Origin of the sequence: Peribacillus sp. YIM B13481, from assembly GCF_042787985.1 — a bacterium.
Classification (GTDB): Bacteria; Bacillota; Bacilli; order Bacillales; family DSM-1321; genus Peribacillus; species Peribacillus simplex_A.
The window spans coordinates 30,545-56,125 of the sequence record NZ_JBHZPE010000005.1 but is presented as its reverse complement, the minus strand read 5'-3'; the positions used below and the strand labels follow the sequence as shown (position 1 = coordinate 56,125).

The window sequence follows — 25,581 nt, the reverse complement described above, 5'->3', positions numbered from 1 at the left end:
GTTGATTCCCCCTAAAATTATAGCGTTTCAGATGTTGTTTTTCCTTGAAGATGAAGAACTAAATAATCAGGACCGCCCGCTTTTGAATCTGTACCTGACATATTGAATCCGCCAAATGGCTGGTATCCGACAATGGCACCAGTACAGCCGCGATTGAAGTACAAGTTTCCTACGTGGAAATCTTCACGTGCCTGTTCGATATGTTCAATATTGTTCGAGATGACTGCACCTGTTAATCCATAATCCGTGTTATTGGCAATCTCGATTGCATGTGTGAAATCTTTTGCCTTACAGAACGCTACCACTGGTCCGAAAATCTCTTCTTTCATGACTCGTGCATTCTCATCCACATCGGCAATGATGGTTGGCTGGATGAAGAAACCTTTTGAATTGTCCCCTTCTCCCCCTGCAACAAGTTTCCCTTCTTTTTTACCGATTTCAACGTAGCTCATGACTTTGTCGTAAGCGGCTTGATCGATAACAGGACCCATGAAGTTGTTTACGTCCGTTGGTTCGCCGACCGTTTTTTCTTTCGTTAATTCAATGACACGATTCAAGACTTGGTCATATACATCTTCCACTATGACTGTCCGTGAACAAGCAGAACATTTTTGACCGGAGAATCCGAATGCAGAAGCGACGATGGATTGTGCTGCCAATTCCAAATCAGCTTCTTTATCAACAACGATCGTATCTTTACCGCCCATTTCAGCGATGACACGTTTCAACCAAATTTGGCCTTCATTTACTTTTGACGCACGCTCATAAATACGGATTCCCACATCACGAGATCCGGTAAAGCTGATGAAACGTGTACGAGGATGATCTACCAAATAATCGCCAACTTCAGCACCGCTTCCTGGAATGAAGTTCACAACTCCTGCAGGTAATCCCGCTTCTTCCAACACTTCGATGAATTTAGCTGCAATGACCGGTGTTGTACTGGCCGGTTTCAATAAGACGGTATTTCCTGAAACAAGAGCCGCTGTCGTCATGCCTGCCATGATCGCAAACGGGAAATTCCAAGGTGAGATGATGACACCGACACCAAGTGGAATATAACTGAATGCATTGTGTTCAATCGGACGGCTTTCCACTGGCATTCCGTCTTTAAGCTTCAGCATTTGACGTGCGTAGTATTCCATGAAATCGATCGCTTCCGCTGTATCTGCATCCGCTTCATTCCAAGGTTTTCCTGCTTCTTTAACCAATAGAGCCGAGAAGTAGTGTTTTCTTCTCCGGACGATGGCTGCAGCCCTGAATAAAATATTTGCACGCATTTCCGCTTTCGTTTTTCTCCAAGTTTGGAAAGTCTTATCCGCCGCTTGCATGGCTTGCTCAGCAAGATCCTTATTTGCTTTGGATACGGTTCCAATAACTTCTTCTTTATTTGCTGGGTTTACAGAGGTAATGACTTCATCAGTAAACACTTTTTCACCATTAATGACTAGCGGGTATTTCTTCCCTAAATCATTAGCTACATCATTCAATGCCACTTGAAAAGCTTTATTGTTTTCTTCGATTTTAAAATTAGTAAATGGTTCGTGTTTATATGGTTGGACCATTATGGCTCATCTCCCTAAAGTTTTATATTTTTTTCTCTCGCTTATTAAACAAGCAAGTTCCGTGCCAACTTTTCATTTTTTTGAAAAAAACATTGTTTTTTCATAAAATATGCAATGAAATTCAGCACTTATGGGGCAATATTGGCATAGCATGCCATTTATTTTTGCTCTAGCCCCTATTTTTTTCACTTAAACCTTACACTTTTTATTAATGCAAGATTCATGCCAACGTGTAAAATCATAAAAAAGGGCATTTTTATCCTTTTTCCGCAAAATATTTTTGCACTTCAATGCAAAATAATCTTGCTGTGCAAATTTTATTTGCACCTTTTCTATATTTCTACTACAATAGCTCTAAGAAATGAATAAAAAGGGGAGGCATCCATGTATTTAGATCAAATCGTTAAAATAGAAGGTTTTCAAACCATCCTCCACTCGCTTGTGGATGTAATCGATATCGGGATACACATAATCGATATAAAAGGACGAACCATTGTTTATAACAAAAAAATGGCTGAAATTGAAGGAATGGAATCGGAAGAAGTATTAGGGAAAAAGATTCACGAGATCTTTATATTCAAGGAAGAAACGGAGAGCACATTAATACGGGCACTTCATTCTGGAAGGAAAACCGAAAACTCGAAGCAGACCTACTTCAATAATCTCGGACAAGAAATTACAACAATCAATAATACGTTTCCGATTTTGGATCAGAACCAAAATATCATTGGAGCAATTGAAGTGGCAAAGGATATAACGAATCTCGAAAGAATCATTAAAGATAATATCTTGAATAAGGGCGATACCAAATATACGTTTGACAGCATCATTGGAACCAGTGAGAATTTCCTGGAAGTCATAGAAAAGAGCAAGCGTTCGACCAGAACCACATCCTCCATCCTCATCGTCGGGGAGACGGGAACCGGAAAAGAACTCTTCGCCCAAAGTATCCACAATGGCAGCAGCCGTTCGACACATCCTTTCATCAGCCAAAACTGCGCTGCCCTGCCGGATAGTCTAATTGAGGGAATACTCTTTGGCACAAAGAAAGGGGCCTTCACCGGATCGATTGAAAGGCCCGGATTATTCGAACAAGCACAGGGCGGTACCATCCTTCTTGATGAAATCAATTCGTTAAACCCGAATTTGCAGGCGAAATTATTACGGGCCCTTCAAGAAAGGACGATTCGCCGTGTTGGGGATACGAAAGATAAAAAAATTGACGTTCGGGTCATTGCAACGATAAATGAAGATCCAATAGACGCCATTTCAAATGATCATTTACGAAAGGATTTATATTATCGATTAAGCGTCGTATCGTTATTCATCCCACCCCTTCGTGAACGGAAAGAGGACATTCCTTTGCTGGCACAATCCTTCATCGAGAAATTCAATGCGCTGTTCGAATTGAATATTGAAGGGATTAGCGAGGAGGTCTACTCACTATTTTATGATTACGACTGGCCCGGGAACGTAAGGGAACTTGAACATATCATTGAGGGGGCCATGAATTTACTGGAACCTGGCGATACAAAGATTGCCATCAATCACCTTCCCACTCTCTTTAGAAAGAAAGCCCATTTTGAAGACATTCATCCCGAGAAAAAAGATGTCAAAACAAATGGAGATCTACAGGAGTCGACCTTATCTCTTGATGATTATATCGCCAATACTGAAAAGCAATACTTGGAGAAGATATTAAAGGAACATGGCATGAATATCTCTCAAGCAGCTAAAGCCCTGAATATCAGCCGCCAAAGTCTTCAATATCGTTTGAAAAAGTATCAGGATAAATAACCACAAAGAAGGCCCCCATTGATATATGGGGGCCTTCTTTGCTCGTTTATCCTGTAACTATGCGATTCCTTTCATTAGAAAAACTTCGCAATCAGAATGTTTCAGCCGCTTTTGCAACGTTTTCCAAACCATCCGCGATAATTTTTTGAGTCCGATCCGGATACTGATTATGTCCTTCAATGACCACTGCCTCCGGATTGTTGATTCCCCACAGGCTAATGATATTTTTAACTAAATTCACGGCCATTTCAGCAGAAGCCATTCCTTCCAATGCATAATCCGAACTGCGGGCATTCAATAGCATGACCTTTTTATCGCCAGCATACCCAACTGGTCCCTCCGCCGTATAATTGAACATTTTACCTGCTTGTGCCAAATAGGAAAGGTATGTGATCAGCGGTGCAGGAACCGTTGCGTTCCATAGAGGGAAAGCGAATACCACTTTATCCATGGCTAGGAATTGATTTAAATATTGGTCAACCAGATTTGCCGCTTTTTCCTCTTCGGCTGTCAGTTCAAGACCCTGGTTGCGTTTATACAAACCAGTAATGGCTGTATTCCCATAGTAAGGGAGTTCTTCTTTAAATAAATCCAACTCGGTCACTTCATCTGTACGGTGTGTCTCTTTATATGTTTCTAAAAATGTGTCATACATTTTCGAGCTGATTGCCTGATCTGCTGGACGATCATTCACTTTAACGAATAATACTTTTGTCATTTGTCCATTCTCCCCTGCCGCGGTTTCTTTATTTCCAAATAATCTACTTAAGAATCCCATTATCCTCACCCTTGCTTTCTGCTTTAAATTCAGACGACTAAATGAATCTCATTGCCTGATGGATCTGTTACACTGAAAAACTCTTCTTTTTCCGTGACGACAGCCCCGATTTCTTTAAGTTGCTCCATCACTTTGTTTCTCGCTTCTTCATCTGCAAAAACGAGGGTATACCAGTTCAGCCCCACACTATTTTCCTGGGGAGCCGGAGCGCCAACACCATTCCAAGTGTTCAACCCGATGTGGTGATGATATCCACCGGTTGAAGTAAAGAGCGCACCTTCATATCGAGTCACAACGGTAAACCCAAGACCTTGCATGTAAAACTCCTCCGTTTTACGTAAATCTGATACATGCAGGTGTATATGTCCCATTAATGTACCTGCAGGCAGTGCACTCCACTCACCATTACTTTCTTTCAGAAGGTCATTCCCATCCAACGGATCCGTGCCCATCGCAACCTCCCCATCGGCCCATCTCCAATCGGTGGATGGCCGGTCAGAGTATACTTCGATGCCATTGCCGTCCGGATCGGTAATGTACAGCGCTTCACTCACTTCATGATCCGCCGCTCCAAATGGATATTTCGTTTGAAGTAAATGGCGTAAAAAAATCGATAAGGCGGCACGGGTCGGCAGCAAAAGGGCAAAGTGATATAAGCCAGTGGTCCGCCCTTCTTTCGGAATCACATCAGCAGGCTGCTCAAGAGTAAGCAACGGGGTTTTTCCGTCTGTCGTTAAAACAGCTTGCCTTTCTGTTTTCTTCAATACTTGAAGACCGATGATATCTTGATAAAAAGTGATGGCATTTTTCAAATCCAAAACATTAATACTGACTTCGCCAACAAAAGTTACTGGTTTTTGATGAAAATTCTCCATATCGTCACTTCCCTTTTTTATTGAAAATCATGTTATCCAAAGAAAGAACAGTTCGGTTTGCACACACTAGATATACAGACATGGCTAGTAATGCCAAGTCCAGTTCGTAGCCCGCCGCTTGCCCGTTTCCAAGAAAACCAGCAGGTAATTTAGCCGTGAAAATCGCCCCCGCCATAATGACCACAAACAGCACGGAAACGATTCGTGTTCCCAAACCCAGTATAACCGCAAGTCCTCCGATCAATTCGATACTTGCAACGATGTATGCCATGAACCCAGGAATACCAAGGCTATCGAAAAACCCCGCCGTGTTTCCTATGCCCCCTTGAAACTTTGAAACGCCGTGAATGAAAAAAGTAAGACCTAAGATCACCCGTAAAAAAACTTGACCCGCTTCATTTTTATTCATGTATAAATTCTCTCCCTTTTTTTGTTTGTTACTTTATGTAAGTAATTATATTTTCATAAGTACATAATGTCAAGTAAGTTTATTGGAATTTCTTTTCCCTTATAAAAAAAACGAATTGCAGAAAGCAACTCGTTCCAATGATGTCACTGTTTAAATGTGTAATACATGTTTGAATTGATGGTGAAAGAATCTCATCAAAGTGAATGGAATTCCCCATATTCGAATGCTGAAGTATTCAGCCGCATATCTGCGTACGTCAGCATCCGGAGACATAAGTGTTAAGGAAACATGTTCAATTGGCAGCTGAAGCAGGATGGTGGCTACAGCCTCTTTATTCAAACATCGAAACCAGTTCTTTTGTATATGAATGGCGATCGCTGCAAAAGAGATGTTCGTTTTCGAAAGAATCCACAATACCTCCCCCTTGCTCTTTCATAGACTCAGTGGAGCAAGCAGGCAAAAACAATAGACATAAAATAAAAATTGACTTAAATTTTATGAACATGATATATTTCCTCCATTACCTCAAGTATTTTTACCGATTGCTGCAAATCGAATTGATTACGATTTAAATCGCAGCTTTACTATCATGATGAACCAGGTAACAAACTATCTGATGTTTAACCATCATTCTATGTACATGTACAGAACTCGTGGCTATTTACCATTTACGAGTATTTGCGCGAAATTCGAGATTAAACACCAATTCACGAGTAAATGCGCTAAACTCACGAGTATTCACGCGAAATTCACGAGTAAATGCTCCAAATTCACGAGTATTTCCGCCAAATTCACGAGTAAATGCTCCAAATTCACGAGTATTTGCGTCAAACTCAATGCTATATCCGTCAAAGTCATGAGTAACAGCTCTAAAATCTCGTGTAAAAGTCATTAATCTTGAGTAAATGGACCAAACTTTCGATTTACAGCACTAATTCCCTTGTGTAAATCCCTCAATTCAAGCAAGTGTTATATATTCTCAATATTAAATAGCCCCTTTCATTAAATAAATCAAAATCGTTACGATTTATACTTTTTATATAAACAACTCTTTTCTTGACTGCCTTTCATTATAAAACGTAATGATTACTATTTACAAGTTTTTTTCGTTATTGTTAAACGGCGCGCGCCTTCAGCCTTTCAAGGTATGCTGCTTTAGTACCGAACTTTTGAACGGCAACCTTTTATTAAAGTGAGCCATTTTGCTCTCTTCCCTTCCACTTCCATTAAGCTAACCATTACTACAGCCTTCATGGTTCGGGAATCGCCCCTTTAGATTGTACCCATTCAGGGGATCACGAAAAGAGTCCCGTTCGCATCTTTACGAACGGGACTCTTTTAAAAATTGGGATATGATCTTTCTTATAGTGGGATGATTCCCAATAGGACAGCTACCACTATCATGACAAGCGTCGATCCGCATGCCCATTTCAGGAAAGTGCGCTGCAATGCCCCGAAATCTTCCCCTACCATTCCAATCAATAGATAAGTAGATGGAACAAGCGGGCTTAATAGATGGACAGGCAATCCTAAAAGTGAAGCTCTACCAATCAAAGCAGGGTCAATTCCATAAGCAGCTCCCGCTTTAGCAAGTAATGGGAGTACTCCATAATAAAATGCGTCATTTGACATGAAGAACGTGAAAGGTGCTGAGATGATGGCTGTAATGACGGCAAAATGTGCACCCATTTGATCTGGAATGTGCTGAATCAAAGAGTTTGCCATGGCATCCACCATTTCCGTACCGGCAAGGATCCCAGTAAAGACACCTGCCGCAAAAATCATCGAAACGACAGATAAAGCATTGTCCGCATAGTTTGCCACACGTTCTTTTTGATCACTGAGTTTCGGATAATTAACCGTAATGGCAATGGCAAAACCTATCATGAACAGAACCGCTGAAGGCATAAGTTCCATTATTAGCGCCACCAGCAAGGTAAGCGTCAATGCGTAATTGAATATAATCAATTTTGGGCGCTTAATATAAGCATCTTCCGTTGCTGCGGCATGCTGTGCAACAACATGATAATCGACCTCTATGATCCCAATTCTCTTTCTTTCTTTTTTACCCAGGCAATATGCCATGAAAAGGACGAATAGGACTCCGCCAATCATCGCAGGAATGACAGGGGTGAAAACATCGGACATTTCAAGTTTCAAAGCGGTCATCACCCGTGCTGTAGGGCCTCCCCAAGGAAGAAGATTCATTACACCAGATGACGAAACGGCAATACCGGCCAATACAAGCGGTCTCATTCCAATCCGTTTATATAGCGGAAGCATGGCAGAGATCGTTATCATATATGTAGTTGTACCATCTCCATCCAAGGAAATGAGCAAGGCCAGGACGGCCGTGCCGATGGCAATTTTCACTGGATCTCCTTTTACAAGCCTAAGGATCGTATTGATGATTGGATCGAAAACTCCAGCATCGATCAAAATGCCAAAGAAAAGAATCGCAAATAAAATCATGATCCCAGTTGGCGCTACACCTTTGATCCCTTCCAACGCCATCTCACCCATTTTACCGCCAAATCCGCCAATAAGTGCGAAGGCACTTGGTACTGCAATCAAAGCTATCATGGCTGAAAGTCGCCCTGTCATAATTAAAATCATAAACACTACTATCATCAGGTATCCTAATAAAGCGAGCATATCCATCACTCCTCATCTTCTAATAAGATAAATTGTATATGAAAACGCTTAATCTGTAAGCGTTTTCAATTTATTGTGTTTTAAAACTATTTTGTCAATTGTGTTCATTGTGTTCACGGAAGCACTTTTCAGAGCTGAACTTGAAGCCATTCCCCGGGTTGAATGGCGGGTTCTTAAAGGAAACTTCATCGATTTTAACCATTTTGCCTGCACCAAAGATATTGGATATATTCACTCTTGTTGAAACTCCCATTCCATTTTGCACCGCTGTACCATATGCAAAAAAACACCTCCAATCATGAAGGTGTTTCACTTAATTCCAGAAACTCTATTGAATTTTATAATATCTCCGCTCAGGTCTTCCCACTACCCCGTATACGACTTCTGCTTTACATTTCTTTACTGATATCAAGTATTCCAGATAGCGTCTCGCGGTTGTCCTGGAAGCGCCGATCTGTCCGCTCACTTGCTCAGCCGACAAACCGATATCGCTTGCTTCAAGTACCTCGAACACTTTCGTCAAAGTGATTTCGTCGACCCCTTTCGGTAAAGCGGGCCCATCGTTCGTTTCCGAAGCGGCAGTTCCCTTTTTCAAAATGAGATCAACAAAATCCTGGTCTATTTCTTGTTTGGATTTCATCAGATGGGCTTTCTTAAGATACTCTTCGATTACTTGGTTGAAGCGCTTCATTTCAACTGGTTTTATTAAATAATTCTCTACTCCGTAGTGAAGCGACTTTTCAAGTTGTTCTTTATCCGTTGCCGCGGTAATCATGATGATATCCACATTCGGGAATTTCCGCCTTATATCCGGAAGAAGGTCTGTTCCAAGCTGATCTGGCATATATACATCAAGCAAAAGCAAATCAGGGCTTTTTTGCTCCAAAATCCGAAGCGTCTTTTTTGCATTGACAGCTTTTCCGACCACTTCTATTTCATCAAAGTTTTTCAAGAATTTTTCATGGATATCCGCTACTCGAAAATCATCTTCTGCGATGACTGCTCTTATCTTCAGCATTCTTTCCCTCCTCACTGTTCTTTAGGAAGATACACGGTGAATATGGTGTTTTCACCCTCGCTTTGAACTTCGATGATGCCGCCCAGCTCTTTTACGACACGATCAGCATTCGAAAGACCATACCCACTCGGACTTTCATTCTTTTTCGATGTGAAACCCCGATCGAAAATATGGGCGATAGCATCCTCCGGTATTCCTTTTCCGTTATCACTCACTTCAAATACCATATCATTTCCGATATCGGTGGCGAAAAATTTCACAAGTGACTCCTCCATTCCTGAAACCGCTTCAAGTGCATTATCGATAATGTTCCCCAGAATCAATGTTAGTTGTGACAATTTTATATGATCCGGAAGTTTCTCTAGGTAACTTTGTGAGTCTATTTCAAAGATTATTTTCTTTTCCGATGCTTTCCCTATCTTACCAAGCAACAGGGCTTGTACCTTTGTATCCTTTATCTGTTCGAACACGACACGGTTCAAGGAATGCAATTCGGAGGTTTCGCTTTGAATCATATCTATCGCTTCATCATATTCCCCTAATTGTATCAATCCTGATAGAACATATAGTTTATTGGTAAACTCATGGGTTTGAGCCCTTAAATCCTCTGAATGCATCTTCACTTCCGATAATGTGTTGACCATTTCCTCAATTTCCGTTCGATCACGGAACGAAGCGACAACACCGCTTACCCGTTCACAATCAAAGATTGGCGTACAATTCACAATAACGGATTTATCTTTCCATGAAATCTCCTTATCCACTTGCGGTTCACCGGACTTCAACACCTCGAATAAATATTTCGAAGGAAATAGGCCATCCACGTTCAAATGGCGTACGGACTCTTTAATATCCAGCAATTTTTTCGCCGGCTGATTCATCGATGTAATCAGCCCTTTATGGTCAATGGCCAGAATCCCTTCTTTCACCGATTGAAGTACTGCATTTTTTTCTTTATATAAATTGGCGATTTCAAATGGTTCCAGCCCCAATGTATCTTTACGTATGCTCCTTGCGAGCATATAACTGCCAATGATCGATATCATGATGGCCACTAAAGATACAATCATCTCTTTGGACAAATCTTTGAAAATCTGGGCGCGGACATCTTCCACTAAAAAACCTACTGAGACGATTCCAATTATTTTTCCATCCTTATTGAATACCGGTGACTTTCCCCGGATGGAAAGGCCAAGTGATCCTGCCGCTTCGGAAACATAATATTCACCATCCCGAATGGCCCTGCTATTATCTCCGCCTTCCATCCGCTTCCCAATTTCGGAAGCCAGCGGATGGGAATAACGAATACCCTCTTTATTCCCGACAACGATGAACTCAGCCCCTGTTTCCCTGCGAATCTTTTCGGCAATCGGCTGGATTGTGCCGGCAGGATCATCCGTTTCAAAGGCCTCTGTAACTGTAGGCATGAAGCTAATCGTCTTTGAAAGTTCCAACGCCAATTGACCTTTATCCTTCGCTATTTGCCTTCCTTCCATATAGGAAAAAGAAGTCGTCAATAAGAGAATCAAAAACAGACTCAACGATAAGACCAACCCGAGAATCTTGGTTTCCAGCGATACTTTTTTCCTCATATTCAACAGCATCCTCTTTTTTCATATTCATTCACTAAATTTTATAGGAGCATAATGATTTTACCATTTCTATTAAATATTGAACATTGTGATTACTAACCGTAGTTTGCCGTTTATTTCATTATGTAAAAAGCGAAATAAATTTCTATGATCATCACCCTTTTGCTTATTTATGATTTTTTTGTTTATTTCTCAGTTTCCTATTAAAGAAAAAAAGTCACACGATCATGATGTGAGGATCAAGGAGCAGTTGTTTTACAACTTGTATCTCCTTTCCCTAGTGGGAGTGTTGACCGCTTAAGGGGGACGGATCAACGATAGGCTTTCTTTAGATAGTCCTGCTTCTGTCTTGCTACCATATCTTTTCTTATTGGAAGAAAGTAAAACAGTCTGAAACCTAAAATGCTCAAAGGAAACATCTCCTTTGAGCATTTTCAAAAACAGGTAAAAGAATTGATTGATTTGTCTTGTATCAATGCCAAAAACCGTCCAGAACCTGCCGTTCCATCTGAAGCCTGCAACAGATCGCGGACCGACAAAAATGGGATAATACCAGAAACTCGCACAAAACGAAATGGTCCCTGATCTACAGCAAATGTTGAAGCCGATTGTTGTTGAGGGATAAAGCTCGGTGGGGGCGCCGTTGGTGCTTCCGAACCCGACGGTGGTCCTGGAAATTGAAGCGAGGTTTATATCCGAAAGTAGAAATATATCGACGGTACCTGCAGTTTTATATCCGAAAGTAGAAATATATCGACGGAACCTGCAGTTTTATCTCCGAAAGTAGAAATATATCGACGAAATCCACAGGTTTATCTCCGAAAATTGAAATATATCGACGGTACCTGCAGTTTTATCTCTGAAAGTAGAAATATATCGACGAAATCCACAGGTTTATCTCCGAAAATTGAAATATATCGACGGTACCTGCAGTTTTATCTCTGAAAGTAGAAATATATCGACGAAATCCACAGGTTTATCTCCGAAAATTGAAATATATCGACGGTACCTGCAGTTTTATCCCCGAAAGTAGAAATATATCGACGGTACCTGCAGTTTTATCTTCGTTGTTGAAATATATACTAATTCAATATAGCAATCTCCATAAATAGAAGGTCGCATAGGATTCCCAATCGGCCCATGCTTCCGATAGTTTCAGGATTTCCGCTTTCGTTGGTTTTGCTTCCGTTTCCATGACCAGTTTCATGGAATTATGCAGCCCGACGTCATCGATGGGAAAGGCTGCGGGAAAACGCAAACAGCGCATCAAGACATAGTTCGCTGTCCACGGACCGATTCCCCGTATTTTGGTCAGCATTTTTTCTGCCTTCTTTACATCCTTTTCATTCAACAGCTTTTCTTTTGTAAGTTCCCCTTCTGCAATCAGTTGCGCAACACCTATTAAATATTCACACTTCTTCACCGTCATCCTCAAATCGGCAAAATCTTCGACCGTCAATTTCGCGATTACATCAGGCTTTGGAAACAGCCAATATTGCTTTCCTTCGAATTCAACAAAATCACCAAACCCCTCTACAAGCCTCCGTTTCAAGGTATAGGCATAAGTCAAGTTAATCTGCTGTCCAAGTATTCCCCAGGCAATCGCTTCAAATAAATCAGGGATGCCTATATTTCTTAAACCGAAGAATTGGCTTACCGGCTTTTGCAATAAAGGGTCATTTTGGGCCAGCTCATAAAAAGGAAGAAGATTCGTCTCAAGATCGAACCAGTGATGAATATATTGGGAGACAGCATCCTTTACCTGATTATCCATCGGTGCTGTTCGCCCTGGAAATTGAATGATCAGCTCGGTTTCATTCATCGCACTGATTTCTACTAAAAGTGTCTCGTTTTTGACAACAAGTGCACGATAAATTTTTTGATCAACAATTTCGAACAGACATTCATTGGAGGATCTTGATAAGTATTTAAGGTTTTCCGAAAAACTAAACTCTTTTGGTGTACGTATTCTCAATTCAGTCATGCCTTCGTCCATTGATAATGTCTCTTTCATTCTGCCCCTCCTTTAGCTTTATTGTAATGAAAAATGGATACGTTATCTTGCTCTTTTCTTTTTCATTCAACTCCCTTATTTTAACAGACCAATAGTCTTCTCCACTAACTTTCCACTAATTGAGTAATTACGTTATCTTGCTTTTATATTATCAAAATGTTTGTATATCAACGCTTTCTTGTATACTAAAAGAAGAGGTGAATGTGTTGAATCCGAAAAAAGCAGATTTCCCGAATGAATATTGGAAAGCCATTATTGATTGCGATGCAGCATATGATGATCATTTTTTATATGGGGTAAAAACGACAGGCATTTTTTGCAGGCCTTCCTGTCAATCCAGGGTGCCTAATAAGGAAAACGTGAAGATTTTCAAAAATGCCATGATGGCTTTGGAAGAAGATTTCCGCCCTTGTAAACGATGTAAACCGGAAGGACTGAATTTGCCGACAGAAGAATGGGTTGACCAAATAGCCGAATGGATCGACACACATTACAGAGAACCCCTCACATTGAACAGATTGGCGGATATTTCCCACGGCAGCCCCTATCATTTACAACGGTCATTCAAGCGTGTGAAGGGGATATCGCCCACTGAATACATTCAACGGCTTCGCCTTGAAAAAGCAATGAGGCTCCTTGAAAACTCCGAACAGCCAATAACTGAAATAGGCTTGGCTGTCGGGTTCTCAAGCACACCCTATTTCCTGACGCTATTCAAAAGGAAAATGGGGAATACCCCTTCAGGATACCGGAAAGCTTATCTCAAGACTCAAGCGAAGGAGCGTGAACAAGATGAAGAATGTTAAAGAACAAACCATTGAATGGGCCATACTGCATTATGATAAGTGGCAATTATATATTGCCAAGACGGAAAAAGGACTTTGCTATGTAGGCTCTCCTGGTCAATCGTATGAAGAACTGAAGGCTTGGCTACAAAAACGCTTTCCAATGGGGAGCCTTGTTGAAAATGAAGAAGAGTTAACACCCTATCTACAAGAACTCCTAGAATATTTCGAAGGAACCAGGCAGACTTTCTCTCTTCCAGCAGATGTAAAAGGTACGCCCTTTCAACAAGAAATTTGGGCAGCGCTGAATCAAATACCCTATGGCAAAACCTGTTCCTATTCCGACATTGCCCAAGTCATCAAAAGACCTTCCGCTGTTCGGGCGGTCGGAACGGCCATTGGTGCCAATCCTGTTCTGATCACGGTGCCATGTCATCGGGTAATCGGGAAAAACGGGGCCATTACCGGTTACCGAGGGGGTACGGAGATGAAACAATATCTACTTGAATTGGAAGCACAAAAAAAGCTGTGATGAATGAATAAGGCGTGAGTTCAATCGGACCGCCAAAAAAAGCATCCAATCATGCGGATGCTTTTTTTGCGCCTTTGTTTTTTAGTACCAGATGGTCACCGCTTTTTTATATGCATCACTATTAGGAATCGCATGTATCCCTTGGCCCTGTGCTTTGCGCGGGTCCAAATCATATACCATTGGTGTATAGCACGAAGTCTGCCCGATATTCACAACACCATTGCCCCCGGAACTGGCGCATGTATAGGCCTTACCATCAGTACTTCGGACGATCCTGGCATCCGCTTCATGGTTGTATACGGCGGGGCGTGTTACGGTCACTTTTGCCCAGGCGGTTTTACAGACAGTGCTGAATTTCAATTCTACGTACGAATTGGAATCGATCCATTTTTTATCCTTCGTTACCGCCGAACTTGCACAACTATCATAGTTAGGGCTTTTACCATCATAAGTATGTGTTTCGGCCAGGGCCTGATTTTTTCCAAATCCAAAATCGACAAGAAACATCGACAAGGTCATCACCATGGATAAACCTATCATTTTAAGCTTTTTATTCAATTCATTCATCCTTCCTTTGCGTAAAAATAGATGAAGGCTTTCCTTTTTCATTAATACCAGCCAGTTTCGCCTGCCGTATATGGCCAGTATGCAACTGCTTGAGCTTTTCGAGGATCTAAATCATATACCATAGGTGTATAGCATGTCGTTTGACCTTTATTTATTTCACCATTTCCTCCAGGAGATGCACAGCTAAATTGTTTATTATCAGTATTTCGGACAACCAATGCCGTTGCCTCCCCATCTGCTTTAGCCGGTCTGCTTAAAGTGATCTTTGCCCAAGCCGTTTTGCAAGTTGTGCTGAATTTCAACTCCAAATTGGCAGAAGCACCGTTGGCATAAATTTTCACTGACTTCTTCGTGACTGCGCTATTTGCACAACTATTATAGTAAGGACTTTTTCCATCATAGGTGTGTGTTTCTGCTGATGCTTTGCTAGCAAAAAAATCAAGGGAGCCAAAAAGGACTAAAAAAGCTACAAAAAATGAAATACATAAAACCATTTTTTTCATTATTTCACTCATCCCCTTAACAAAATTTATACACTTGTTCATCTTACAATTTTGTAATATTCTTACAAGTGATAAATTCCCTAGTTCATGAAAATTTACAGAAAACCTCCTTTAACTTGAACCCTGCCATCATTTATACGTCTGATATGTCTCGCTTTATCAACTGAATCACCACAGGACAAAGTCATTATGCCTATGAACAATTCACGACAATTCCGGGAACAACTAAGGACATATGAATGTCGCGTTTGAGACAAAACGGGCTAATAGGCTATAGTTGAACGGGGAAAAGACACAGGTCGATGTACTTAATGTTTTTTTAAATAGAGAAAAGCCCCAACAAAACTCGAATCATTTTGTCGGGGCTTTATTTTCATTTAGCAAGGCCAGAACCTGGAGCCTTCGATAAGTTTTCTCTGATCAATCTAATGATGCTTTCATAATAGGAAAGATCATGCGGCACGAGCTCATCTCGTCCAACAAATCGATCGATCATCATCCTACGGCCTTCTTGATTCATTTCGAATCCCTTAATATTCACTTTGTCCTTCGCTTCGGTCCAAAGCTCTTCGAAGTCATTCAGTACTACCTTCACCATCCCGGAAACCTCTTCTGGCTGCAGGGTGAAATCATCGAAGCAATGTGCACTTTCATATAGAAAGACGTTTGCCAGTTCCTTGTCGATGAAATCTTCTTTCGTTTGATGGTATTCAATAATCCCTAATGGAACCAACTCGTCAAAGGAAACGTCAATGCCTATTTCTTCTTTAATCTCCCTGACTCCGTCGTATACCGATTCATGAGCCAGTAAATGACCGGCAGCCGTTATATCCAATAGATTCGGATAATCTTTTTTCATCGCACAACGACGCTGAAGATATAGGTAATCCACTCCTGCTTCCGAACTTGCAAACCAGCAATGGAAAACCTCATGCCAATGCCCCAATCTATGTACTTCCTCACGCGGAGCCACGCCGATTTGAATGTGATCGGAATCGAATACTTTCAACAACTCGGTTTCCATGGAGCTTCACTCCTAGCCTTTTTATAAAAAACTGCTTCACCCTTTTTCTTTTTTCCAATTTTTAGGGTTTAAATAACCTTTATATTTAGCAGCCACCTCTTTCCCAACCAAGAGCGCGCCCGCCCAAAACATGACTTCCGCAAAGACGATTGCACCTGTTATGACTCCCGCTTTAACGCCAGTCGAAAAAGGCGTAAAAGGAGCTATTACAGGAATGATCCAAGTGAGAAGGGAAATGATCAGGAATCCCATCCCTACTTTGTAAAACTTCGATTTCTTTATTTCCTTACTTTCTTTATCCAATTAAATAACCTCCGTCATGATGATTTTCATTTAATTCCTCCGCCAAACATTCCACTTTCAAATATACCATTGAATATATTCTTTTTTTTATACGTTTGAATGTTCATTTCGTTTCATAATATTGAGATATAAAGAAATTTCAATGGAGGAAAGCTAGGGAGGGCATTGTATCTATTAATGGATTGACTTTACCATTCTTAATGGATTTAATAATCTTATACATACTATTCTTATAACACTTGCATGCAGGAAAGGAAAAATCCAATGTATATTGAATTCATTGCCACAACCATAGAAGATGCCCTATTAATCGAGAAATCGGGCGCAGACCGAATCGAGCTTGTCAGTGCTTTAGCCGAGGGGGGATTAACTCCCAGCCACGCCCTGATAGAAGCTGTCGTCAATTCGGTAAAGATACCAGTCAACGTTATGGTCAGGCCTCATAGCCAATCGTTTTGTTATACTCAAAATGATTTGGAAATCATGAAAAAAGATATCCAAATCATTCGATCACTGGGAGCGAACGGGGTCGTATTGGGTACATTAAATGAAAAAAATGAAATCAATCGACCATACCTCGAAGAACTATTGACGGTATGTGAAGGTTTGGAGATTACATTCCACCGAGCCATCGATGACACAAACGACCCAGTCCTTTCAGCTGAAATACTAGGACAATATCCAGGAATCACAACGATATTGACTTCCGGTGGACATGGGGATTTGCCCAGCCGCATGCAAACCATTCAACAAATGAAAAGAGTCTGCGGCGACATAGCGATATTGGTGGGAAGCGGCTTAAATAAGGATAATATCCTATCGATCCATTCCGAATTGCATACCGGTCACTATCATTTCGGTACGGCTGTTCGAAAAAATAACAGTATCATTGAAGGAGTCCAATTAGAAAAAGCTAAAGAAATCGTGAACATGCTAAAGAAATAATATCGGAAAGGGACCATTTCTTTGGTCCCTTTTATGATGCAGATCTCTTTTTTTGTAAAAAGACCGAGTCCCAAAACCAAAAAATCAGTGCCGCAGAAAGGCTTATTGCATAGTAATTCTTTGTAGTTAAAACATCCATACTGAAGTCAAAATTAAGCACCGAACTATAAATGAATACAGCCAGCAAAGAGAAAAAAATATAAAGGCAAAAATAAAGTAAACTGAATTTTTTAGGATGTTTATTGAAAAGGACCTGTACCGGAACAGCAAATAATAAATAAGGTATAACCACATAAAAAGAAAACACGATAATACCAAGTACCCCCCAGGAACCCCCGCTAAAAATAACCAACACCGTGGAAAGCAATAGACAGGAGGAGACTAGACTAAAAAAATAATAAGGAATCACATCGCTTAGCTCCGATACCTTTTGACTCATTTTCCAAAGTTCCATTTTAACCAACACCTCGCTATAAGCAGGCGGACAACGCAGCCTACAATAATATAATGGGAATTTTTACATAATCATTATACTATATAAAATGGAGGTGTTTTTATTTTGGAGCTATATATCGAATTATTCATTTTTCTGGCCATCATCTTTTTAATAGTGATTTCCAATCGATTCTTACCCTGGTGGGTAAAAGCCGCCATTGCCGTTTATTACTCTGTCATTTCCTATCTCTTCATTACCACTAAAAATAAAATTGATAAACAGTATGAGAATATCACTCCTGTACCTGACGCTTACTGGGATAAAAATTCAGCCTGGGTCGACACTATGACTGGTTATTATTTATGGTCCTTTTTAATAATTCTCCTGTTTATCTATTTTAAATGGTTCACAAGTGTGAAAAGTAAGGAAGCGAAGGGATGGGTGATCGTTAGTTTCATTCCATCATTGGCCCTTTTTTTACTTTTCATTTTCATATTCAGTTTTTCATACGGGTACAGACCATAGGGGTTGGATATTGCCTATTATTCAGCTCCAAAATAAGAAGGTTGCCGGAGCAACCTTCCATCTAATCTGGGGATTCAATTTTTGTTAGCTTCAGCAAAGTGCCCCATCGCATCACACATAAATTTTGCTAAACCATCACCATATTGGTCGATATTTTTGGTGAAGCGTTGATCATCTACGTACATTTGACCTAATCCTTTGAAAGCTTCGGGCGAGTATGTTCCGAAGTTATTGTTCAAACAGTCATACCATTCTTTAATTGCTTTTTGTGCCTCCTCCGACTCGGGCGAGGCAGTACGGATTGACGCAAGTTTTATATAAATATCCGATACAATTTTCTGTGCATCTTTGGACATACCCGCCACTTTAGCCTTCGACTCATCGACAGCTTTATCCCCCCAACGCTCTCGGGCTTCTTCTTCATATGGATTCTGACTGAAGTCAAACCCTTCAAATTTTTCTTTATCCGTCATTTGAATTTCCCCTTTCATATGCTTAATCGATTTATCGACCGTGTTAATTAATTTATCGAGTTGACTGCGTTTCTCCAGTAACATTTTTTGATGCTGCCTTAACGCTTCTTGTTTATCAAACGAAGAACTGCTTATCATTTGTTTAATTTCCTTTAAAGGCATGTCGAGTTCCCTGAAAAACAGGATTTGCTGCAACATCTCAAGATTTTCATTCGAATAAAGGCGATAACCGGAATCGGTTGTCTCCTCTGGCGATAATAACCCGATCTCATCATAATAATGCAGTGTCCGCACACTAATGCCAACTAAACCGGCCAGCTCTTTCACTTTCATTGCCACTGCTTCCTACCTCCTTTCGATATCATTTACTGTAAGGTATTACGCAACGTGAGAGTCAAATAGAAAAATGAAAATTTTCCGCCTAACTTGAAAAGACGATCCTTCCTAATGAAGAATCGCATGATAGTCAGAGTTCACACATTAAAATTCCCTTTTTACTCGTGAGTTGGACGCTTTCACTCGTGAGTTTGGGCTTTACTCATGAATTTGACGCTTTCACTCGTGAGTTTCTGCATTTTACTCGTGAGTTTGACGCTTTTACTCGTGAATTGGGCTTTACTCGTGAGTTTCCGCATTTTACTCGTGAATTTGACGCTTTTACTCGTGAGTTTGGGCTTTACTCATGAATTTGACGCTTTTACTCGGGAGTTTGGACCATTTACTCGTGAATTTTGGCCTTTTACTCGTGAGTTTGAGCCATTTACTCGTGAGTTTTGGTCTTTTACTCGTGAGTTTTGGCCATTTACTCGTGAGTTTCGGCATTTTACTCGTGAATTGGGCTTTACTCATGAATTTGGGCCTTTTACTCGTGAATGAAGCATTTGCTCTGCATGAAAGTTAGCTCCGATCTTAGCTACACTTTTTTTCTCCAATGATCGGGAATGCTTAAAGAAGGCGGTAATTTTGTATGCATATCGCCTTTGGCCGAGTTAACTTGTGCTTGTGTGATAAAGAAACTTCCAGTGAGATCGGCACCGCTTAAATCAGCGTCCCTAAAGTCGGCACCGATAAGATCAGTCACTCTCATGTCAGCTTCTCTGAGGTCAGATGCAATAAACAAAGCTCCTCTTAAGTTCGCTCCCCTAAGATCAGCACCTCTCAACTTTGCACCGATAAGGTCGCTCCCCCTGCCTATTTTGTACTGTTTTTTTTGATTTTTCTTAAATGAAACCTTTGCACGTACCAGTTCACTTGTGCGCAGAAGTAAATCATTAACGGTCGCTCTATGGGCTGGTACATTTAGTGCCAATAGAGACTTTGGATTTTGCTTAGTAAGATATTCCGTGTCTTCAAAAGCAGCCTGCAAATCTCGATGAAGTGGTTTCGCATCTTCTAAATTCAGTGCTTCATTTAAGTAGCAAAGCATTTCATGAAGTTGTTGCATAATAGGAAATACATCAAACATTTCCTTTGCTGACGCTTGGTTGTCTCTCCAATCGTTTCCATCATAAGTGATTTGGGATACCTTTTGACCGGCACCAAAGCATTCATATACCGTGCAGCCCCTAAATCCTTTTGCTCTGAGATTTTCATGGATGCCGCAACGATAATCTGATTGCAGGTTTGAACATGGTGTACCTCCATCTTTATCAAATGCAAAATCAGCAGATTTTGCATAAGGCAAAGCTACACAGCACAAACCAAAACAATACTCACAGTCTGCACGCAAATTATTAAGAATTCTATCGTCATTCTTTAATTGCTTGAACAATACTTACACCTTCCTTTAAAAACTGGCTCTGCCTTTCTAAAATCGTTTCATACTAGTAGATTTTTTTCTTCTATAAGATAGACTTTAGTTTTTCCCATTCTTCAAGTGAAAGTTTTTCGGTCATATGCTTATATGCATCAGGGACTTTTACCGAACACATAAATTCCAGACTATTGCCATCAGGGTCAGTAAAATAGACGGAAGCGTTTCCTTGGTTCGGACGCACAAAAGGTTCAATGGTTGTCCTCTTACCAAAAGGGACGACTTCAATTTTTAGAGATTGAAGCCAAGTTAACGAATTTTTCATATTTTCATAAGATACCCGAAAGGCGATATGCCTAAGTGAAGGGTGGTATGGAGTTTGATATTCTTTCCCTTCCCATAGGCCGACCCAGCTTTTGTTTTCCTCTATCCAAAAGAAGGCAGTATCTTCATCCCTCCAAGCTAGTTTCAAGCCTATTTTCTTATAAAAATCGATTGAGATGGCCAGGTTCTTAACGGGTAAATGGGCTTCATATAAACCTTCTATCATATTACATTCTCCTTTCTCCTTTTAAGTAATGAACCCTTTTGCCGGGAAAATATCTCGCGATTATTTCTTCATTGCTGCTTCAACTCTTAAATCCTTTGCAATCGTCAAGCGGTAAATCCTCGCATGCCCTTCGGTACTTCACGATAAATCCCCGCCTTTTCACAATTTTTCTTGGGAATGCGGTCTATTAATAGAGGAATGTGGATTTATAGGTTCTTACTAAAATGGTAGAATGTTACCTTTTGACCGGTATCCAGATTATTTTCCGTATTAACCGAAATCCGTTCAAAACCGTTTTTCACTAAAACCTTTTGAGAAAACATATTGCTGCTTGTCGTTTTGGCATATATTTGAGTCACATTCAATTCCGGCGCAAGATTAACCAAAAGCTTTAAAGCTTCGTTCGCTATCCCCTTTTGCGTAAACGCTTCACCAATTCTATATCCGACATGAGCCGTACCATTAATGGGGTCGATATCCACAAGATTAATCCTACCAACGATTATGCCTGAACTATCCTTAATCAGATAAAAAGAGGAGATAGCATCTTCTTGTTCTTTTAATAATTCCTTATGCCTGGTTTCAAACGTTCCAAAGCTATAATAATCATCTCCCCGGCTTTGGACCGTATGCTCGAAAAACCTTCTATTATTACATTCAAATGCAAATAACTCTTGTGCATCCTGTTCATTAAGCCTATCAATGTATATATCCTTCATTCCTTCATCCCTTTCCAAAAACGCTAATCATATGAGACCTGATATCTTCCATACCTATCATTCAAGAAAACCAAGGGCTTATCCTTCCTGATAAATGGATAAAGAATATTTTTTCATTCAACAGCTTTTAGCAGGAAGCAAGTTCCTTTGATAAAGAATCTATTTTTGATCGTTTAATGCTGTCATTTGGGTAACACTGTCACATACTGACAAATCGTGATACCCTCAATACCATATCATTCCAACTACTATGAACCCATCATACCAACTAATTTCTATAAAACTCCACAAATAGTTGAGAATAAATCTTTTTACATACGTTGTATAAGGTGTAAAAGCTTTTACAAAAAAACGAGGGGAATCATGATCATGAAGTCTACTGAAGGAAATTTTATCGAGCGGCTGCAACGCCAAGAAGAGGATGCATTGGAATTTGTAGTGGATACCTATTTGCCACTAATCAAGGGGGTCGCATATAAAGTTCTCTCGCCACTCAAGAACGACGGTGTTCTTGAGGAATGCATCAATGATATTTTTCTCTCAATCTGGAACAATTCGAAAAAGTTCCATGGGGATAAAACAGATTTCAGAAAATGGATTTGTGCGATTGCTAAGTTTAAAGCGATTGATTACTACAGAAAAGCCATGAAGAAAATGGAGCTTACGTCAGGTTACACAGAAGTAGATTCAGAAAAATCTGTAGAAGATGAACTGATTATATTGGAAGACAGAAAAGAACTGCTTCAGTTAATCAATCTCTTAGAACCTGTTGATCGGGATATTTTTATCATGAAGTACTTTCTAGGTTTGAAAAATGAGGATATATCGATAAAACTCGGGTTGACCAAAGCATCAATAGACAATCGTATTTATAGAGGAAAAAAGAAGCTAAGTCAAAAAGCTACGAATCTTAAGTTAGGAGGCAGCGTCGTATGAAGGATATTTATGAATTATTAAATGATATGGACATAGACGAAACTGAATTTAAGGAAATGGAAGTCACCGAACTAGAGAAAGCCAAAATCAAAAGATCACTCAAAAAATCAATAAGCAAGAAGAAAAAAATGAAGCGTTGGCAGAAGAATGTGCTGGCTGCTTCCATTATATTCGGATTATCCACCGCAACGATAGGATTCTCGTTTACCGCTTCTGCTAAAAGCCTTCCTTTAATAGGAGATATTTTCAGCTTTTTAGGTAATGGAAAAACGGGTCTCTATGATGATATCAAGAATACTGGAAAGGGTCTTTACGGTGATTATAAGGCCTACTCCAACGAAATTGGCCTTACCGAAGAAAGCAATGGCCTTACTTTCACGATAAATGACGCCATTTATGACGGAAAAACGGTAACCATCACTTATACTATTGAAAGCGAAGAAGATTTGGGGGATGGATCATTCTATATTCCCGGCCCGAATATAAAAGAAATGAAAGCCCAAGCAGGATCGGACGGAGTTACAAAAGTAGCTGATAAAAAATATGTAGGCTTATTAACGGCTAGTAATTTAGAAGATCTTAAAGAAGATAAGGTAAATATAGACTGGGATATAAACAGCATTAGTATTACTGACAAGCATAAAGAGATAAAAGGAAATTGGAACTTTGCCTTCTCTTTAGAGGCAACCGAAAGCAACGAGAAGGTCATCAATAAAAGTGTAGATCAATATGGAGTAAAGGTTTCGGTTGAAAAAATCGCGATATCACCGATGTCATTTGTCGTTCACTACAATCAAGAAGTTTCCGACTTGGTTAAAAGCAAGTGGGATGACGTCTATGTTGAATTGACCATTAAAGATGACTTAGGAAATGTTTACTCTGGTCAAGGTAACGGAGGAATGGGTTTGGGTTCTTATAATATGAGCTGGAGTAAAACCTTCCAAAAAATTGATCAGAATGCTACGAAACTGATTGCAACTCCTCATTTGTCGTTACGGAATTTCACCTCAGAGAATCATGGGGAAGTAACCATAACGGAAGATGGTAAAGAAAAGGTGTCATCCTTCCCATCAAAACCAAAAAATGCTCCCAAAGAGTTGGTATTGGACGATATCATGATTGATTTGAAGAAATAACTGTTCTATTCACGAGAGGTATACAGAAATCCTGATGCGAGAGCGGAAAGGGTTCATGTATGCCTCCTTTTTATTGTTCCTTCTAATCCAGTTCGTGAATATGGATATATACATGAATCCCTTCAAAAGTCAAAAATAAATTATTTTCTTCTGGTAAAAAATCGACGGATGATGTATCATTGTCTTCAGATATTCATTATTCTTATTTGATTAATCGGAATTAGGGGGGGATAGATATGATTGGTTATGTGTTTTTAAATCTTGCCATAATGCTCGTTCTTTTAGGCGTTTTATTTTACATGAATAAGAAGCATGTTTCCTTTACTAAAAGGGTCTTTACTGGACTTGGTTTAGGGATCGTATTCGGACTTCTTTTGCAGTATTTCTATGAACCTCAGTCAGAGGCGATCATTAAATCGGTCGATTGGTTTAACATTGTAGGTTCCGGCTATGTCAAGTTCCTGCAAATGATCGTCATGCCGCTTGTCTTCATTTCGATCTTATCAGCATTTACAAGATTGAAACTGACCAGCAATATCGGAAAGATCAGTGTCCTGATCATCGGAATCCTGCTTGGAACGACTGCGATTGCAGCAGCCGTAGGTATCACCTCTGCAACTGTATTCAATTTAGAAGCCGTTCAAATTGAGCAGGGGGAAGCAGAGTTAAGCCGCGGTGATCAAATATCGGAAACATACGGTACGATTCAGGATAAAACGATGCCGCAGCAAATCCTTGAATTGATTCCGTCTAATCCGTTCCTTGATTTAACGGGAGCACGTCCGACTTCAACCATTTCCGTTGTAATTTTCGCTGCATTTCTTGGAATTGCCTATTTAGGAGTCAAAAGGAAGCAGCCTGATCAAGCTGAATTTTTTGCTAAAATAGTAGATACATTGCACAGCATCATCATGCGCGTAGTCACATTGATCCTGCGTTTAACACCATACGGAATCTTGGCGATCATGACGAAGACGGTAGCTACGAGTGATCTGGATGCCATCCTGAAGTTGGGGAAATTCGTGGGGGCCTCTTATGTCGCCCTGATTGTCATGTTCCTCATTCATTTGTTATTGCTGACGCTTGCAGGATTGAATCCAATGGTATACTTGAGAAAAGCTTTCCCGGTATTATCGTTTGCCTTCACTTCGCGAACAAGTGCAGGAGCACTTCCATTGAACATCCAAACACAGAAACAACTAGGGGTTTCCGAAGGAATTGCCAACTTTGCCGGATCCTTCGGCTTATCGATCGGTCAAAATGGCTGTGCCGGCATCTATCCGGCCATGTTAGCGGTCATGATCGCTCCAACGGTGGGAATCGACCCACTAACGCCTTCCTTTATAGCCATGTTGATTGCCATCGTGGCCATTAGCTCTTTCGGGGTTGCAGGTGTAGGCGGAGGAGCAACCTTCGCTGCCATTCTAGTATTATCTGCAATGAACTTGCCAATCGCCTTGGCTGGACTTTTGATTTCCGTCGAGCCATTGATCGATATGGGAAGAACGGCTGTGAATGTCAGCGGAAGCATGACTTCCGGTATTCTGACTAGTAAAATAACAGGCGACCTAGATAAGGAACAGTTCAGCGAAGAATCATCTTTGAAAATAGAAGCTGAAATGTAAAAGAAAAAAGCATCGGACTGCCTGTCATAGGAAGTCTGGTGCTTTTTTTGTATAGGCTAATGAACC

Annotated in this window: 27 protein-coding genes and 1 pseudogene; 9 read left to right on the top strand and 19 right to left on the bottom strand. The window is 40.4% G+C overall.

The features are described from left to right. Positions 1-17: 17 nt before the first annotated feature. Positions 18-1,565: an L-glutamate gamma-semialdehyde dehydrogenase gene (gene pruA, locus ACFX4X_RS05315; RefSeq protein ID WP_061464524.1), complete on the bottom strand. Its 1,548-nt coding sequence runs from the start codon at positions 1,563-1,565 to the stop codon at positions 18-20. 384 nt (positions 1,566-1,949) lie between these two features. On the opposite strand from pruA, the gene ACFX4X_RS05310 reads away from it, so the two are divergent. Next, complete coding sequence (locus ACFX4X_RS05310) at positions 1,950-3,362, top strand: sigma-54 interaction domain-containing protein (protein WP_317778859.1); 1,413 nt, start codon at positions 1,950-1,952, stop codon at positions 3,360-3,362. Positions 3,363-3,453: 91 nt separating this feature from the next. Here the strand turns inward: ACFX4X_RS05310 and ACFX4X_RS05305 are convergent, their stop codons facing one another. From ACFX4X_RS05305 to ACFX4X_RS05265, 9 genes and pseudogenes are all read right to left on the bottom strand, one after another. Further along, a complete protein-coding gene (locus tag ACFX4X_RS05305; RefSeq protein ID WP_377382239.1) occupies positions 3,454-4,140 on the bottom strand; it encodes an FMN-dependent NADH-azoreductase in 687 nt (228 codons plus the stop codon). A 29-nt stretch (positions 4,141-4,169) separates the two neighbouring features. After that, a complete protein-coding gene (locus tag ACFX4X_RS05300; protein ID WP_377382236.1) occupies positions 4,170-5,015 on the bottom strand; it encodes a VOC family protein in 846 nt (281 codons plus the stop codon). A gap of 4 nt (positions 5,016-5,019) precedes the next feature. Beyond that, the gene (locus ACFX4X_RS05295) at positions 5,020-5,424 is read right to left on the bottom strand and encodes a DoxX family protein (protein ID WP_284469924.1); all 405 of its coding nucleotides are present in this window, start codon (positions 5,422-5,424) and stop codon (positions 5,020-5,022) included. Positions 5,425-5,574: 150 nt separating this feature from the next. Continuing rightward, positions 5,575-5,838, bottom strand: a complete 264-nt coding sequence (locus ACFX4X_RS05290; RefSeq protein WP_377382233.1) for a hypothetical protein — start codon at positions 5,836-5,838, stop codon at positions 5,575-5,577. A 948-nt stretch (positions 5,839-6,786) separates the two neighbouring features. After that, positions 6,787-8,079, bottom strand: a complete 1,293-nt coding sequence (locus tag ACFX4X_RS05285; RefSeq protein ID WP_125160298.1) for a CitMHS family transporter — start codon at positions 8,077-8,079, stop codon at positions 6,787-6,789. A 328-nt stretch (positions 8,080-8,407) separates the two neighbouring features. Next, a complete protein-coding gene (locus ACFX4X_RS05280; protein ID WP_377382230.1) occupies positions 8,408-9,097 on the bottom strand; it encodes a response regulator in 690 nt (229 codons plus the stop codon). 11 nt (positions 9,098-9,108) lie between these two features. After that, positions 9,109-10,689, bottom strand: coding sequence for an ATP-binding protein (locus tag ACFX4X_RS05275; protein WP_377382227.1), 1,581 nt, complete (start codon positions 10,687-10,689; stop codon positions 9,109-9,111). A gap of 450 nt (positions 10,690-11,139) precedes the next feature. Further along, positions 11,140-11,366: pseudogene (locus ACFX4X_RS05270) on the bottom strand (collagen-like protein); the annotation flags it as partial. A gap of 410 nt (positions 11,367-11,776) precedes the next feature. After that, positions 11,777-12,685, bottom strand: coding sequence for a DNA-3-methyladenine glycosylase family protein (locus ACFX4X_RS05265; protein ID WP_377382401.1), 909 nt, complete (start codon positions 12,683-12,685; stop codon positions 11,777-11,779). Positions 12,686-12,909: 224 nt separating this feature from the next. Here ACFX4X_RS05265 and ACFX4X_RS05260 point away from each other — a divergent pair, with 224 nt between their 5' ends. Further along, complete coding sequence (locus ACFX4X_RS05260) at positions 12,910-13,509, top strand: bifunctional transcriptional activator/DNA repair enzyme AdaA (RefSeq protein WP_284469914.1); 600 nt, start codon at positions 12,910-12,912, stop codon at positions 13,507-13,509. Further along, positions 13,496-14,020: a methylated-DNA--[protein]-cysteine S-methyltransferase gene (locus ACFX4X_RS05255; protein WP_377382223.1), complete on the top strand. Its 525-nt coding sequence runs from the start codon at positions 13,496-13,498 to the stop codon at positions 14,018-14,020. The genes ACFX4X_RS05260 and ACFX4X_RS05255 overlap by 14 nt, the downstream gene beginning before the upstream one ends. Positions 14,021-14,101: 81 nt before the next feature. On the opposite strand, the gene ACFX4X_RS05250 is transcribed toward ACFX4X_RS05255, so the two are convergent. The 4 genes from ACFX4X_RS05250 to ACFX4X_RS05235 all read right to left on the bottom strand — a co-directional run bounded on the left by ACFX4X_RS05250 (position 14,102) and on the right by ACFX4X_RS05235 (position 16,417). Continuing rightward, on the bottom strand, positions 14,102-14,545 hold the full coding sequence (locus ACFX4X_RS05250) for a DUF2690 domain-containing protein (protein ID WP_284472016.1): 444 nt from the start codon (positions 14,543-14,545) through the stop codon (positions 14,102-14,104). A gap of 83 nt (positions 14,546-14,628) precedes the next feature. Continuing rightward, positions 14,629-15,090 (bottom strand): DUF2690 domain-containing protein, encoded by a 462-nt coding sequence (locus ACFX4X_RS05245; protein WP_375166209.1) that lies wholly within the window; start codon positions 15,088-15,090, stop codon positions 14,629-14,631. Positions 15,091-15,463: 373 nt separating this feature from the next. Continuing rightward, positions 15,464-16,114, bottom strand: coding sequence for an NUDIX hydrolase (locus ACFX4X_RS05240; RefSeq protein WP_125160304.1), 651 nt, complete (start codon positions 16,112-16,114; stop codon positions 15,464-15,466). A gap of 36 nt (positions 16,115-16,150) precedes the next feature. Further along, complete coding sequence (locus ACFX4X_RS05235; protein ID WP_250211696.1) at positions 16,151-16,417, bottom strand: transporter suffix domain-containing protein; 267 nt, start codon at positions 16,415-16,417, stop codon at positions 16,151-16,153. 264 nt (positions 16,418-16,681) lie between these two features. On the opposite strand from ACFX4X_RS05235, the gene ACFX4X_RS05230 reads away from it, so the two are divergent. Beyond that, on the top strand, positions 16,682-17,362 hold the full coding sequence (locus ACFX4X_RS05230; protein WP_377382219.1) for a copper homeostasis protein CutC: 681 nt from the start codon (positions 16,682-16,684) through the stop codon (positions 17,360-17,362). Positions 17,363-17,393: 31 nt separating this feature from the next. Here ACFX4X_RS05230 and ACFX4X_RS05225 read toward each other — a convergent pair whose 3' ends face one another. Next, the gene (locus ACFX4X_RS05225; RefSeq protein WP_377382398.1) at positions 17,394-17,801 is read right to left on the bottom strand and encodes a UPF0715 family protein; all 408 of its coding nucleotides are present in this window, start codon (positions 17,799-17,801) and stop codon (positions 17,394-17,396) included. 120 nt (positions 17,802-17,921) lie between these two features. Between ACFX4X_RS05225 and ACFX4X_RS05220 the strand changes: the two genes are divergently transcribed. Further along, positions 17,922-18,323, top strand: a complete 402-nt coding sequence (locus ACFX4X_RS05220; protein ID WP_125160307.1) for a hypothetical protein — start codon at positions 17,922-17,924, stop codon at positions 18,321-18,323. 74 nt (positions 18,324-18,397) lie between these two features. On the opposite strand, the gene ACFX4X_RS05215 is transcribed toward ACFX4X_RS05220, so the two are convergent. After that, on the bottom strand, positions 18,398-19,135 hold the full coding sequence (locus tag ACFX4X_RS05215; RefSeq protein ID WP_377382216.1) for a MerR family transcriptional regulator: 738 nt from the start codon (positions 19,133-19,135) through the stop codon (positions 18,398-18,400). Between the two features lie 201 nt (positions 19,136-19,336). Here ACFX4X_RS05215 and ACFX4X_RS05210 point away from each other — a divergent pair, with 201 nt between their 5' ends. Next, a complete protein-coding gene (locus ACFX4X_RS05210) occupies positions 19,337-19,672 on the top strand; it encodes a hypothetical protein (protein WP_377382213.1) in 336 nt (111 codons plus the stop codon). A gap of 37 nt (positions 19,673-19,709) precedes the next feature. Here the strand turns inward: ACFX4X_RS05210 and ACFX4X_RS05205 are convergent, their stop codons facing one another. The 3 genes from ACFX4X_RS05205 to ACFX4X_RS05195 all read right to left on the bottom strand — a co-directional run bounded on the left by ACFX4X_RS05205 (position 19,710) and on the right by ACFX4X_RS05195 (position 21,818). Further along, complete coding sequence (locus ACFX4X_RS05205) at positions 19,710-20,567, bottom strand: pentapeptide repeat-containing protein (protein ID WP_377382210.1); 858 nt, start codon at positions 20,565-20,567, stop codon at positions 19,710-19,712. A 70-nt stretch (positions 20,568-20,637) separates the two neighbouring features. Beyond that, positions 20,638-21,099 carry a VOC family protein gene (locus ACFX4X_RS05200; protein WP_125160313.1) on the bottom strand — a complete coding sequence of 154 codons (462 nt, stop codon included), beginning with the start codon at positions 21,097-21,099 and terminating at the stop codon, positions 20,638-20,640. 206 nt (positions 21,100-21,305) lie between these two features. Continuing rightward, positions 21,306-21,818, bottom strand: coding sequence for a GNAT family N-acetyltransferase (locus ACFX4X_RS05195; protein ID WP_377382207.1), 513 nt, complete (start codon positions 21,816-21,818; stop codon positions 21,306-21,308). A gap of 369 nt (positions 21,819-22,187) precedes the next feature. On the opposite strand from ACFX4X_RS05195, the gene ACFX4X_RS05190 reads away from it, so the two are divergent. The 3 genes from ACFX4X_RS05190 to ACFX4X_RS05180 all read left to right on the top strand — a co-directional run bounded on the left by ACFX4X_RS05190 (position 22,188) and on the right by ACFX4X_RS05180 (position 25,515). Further along, entirely contained in the window at positions 22,188-22,754 is a 567-nt protein-coding gene (locus ACFX4X_RS05190) for a sigma-70 family RNA polymerase sigma factor (RefSeq protein ID WP_317778618.1), read from the top strand. Further along, on the top strand, positions 22,751-23,890 hold the full coding sequence (locus ACFX4X_RS05185) for a DUF4179 domain-containing protein (RefSeq protein ID WP_377382203.1): 1,140 nt from the start codon (positions 22,751-22,753) through the stop codon (positions 23,888-23,890). The genes ACFX4X_RS05190 and ACFX4X_RS05185 overlap by 4 nt, the downstream gene beginning before the upstream one ends. Before the next feature lie 236 nt (positions 23,891-24,126). Beyond that, entirely contained in the window at positions 24,127-25,515 is a 1,389-nt protein-coding gene (locus ACFX4X_RS05180) for an L-cystine transporter (RefSeq protein WP_377382200.1), read from the top strand. The last annotated feature ends 66 nt before the right edge of the window (positions 25,516-25,581 follow it).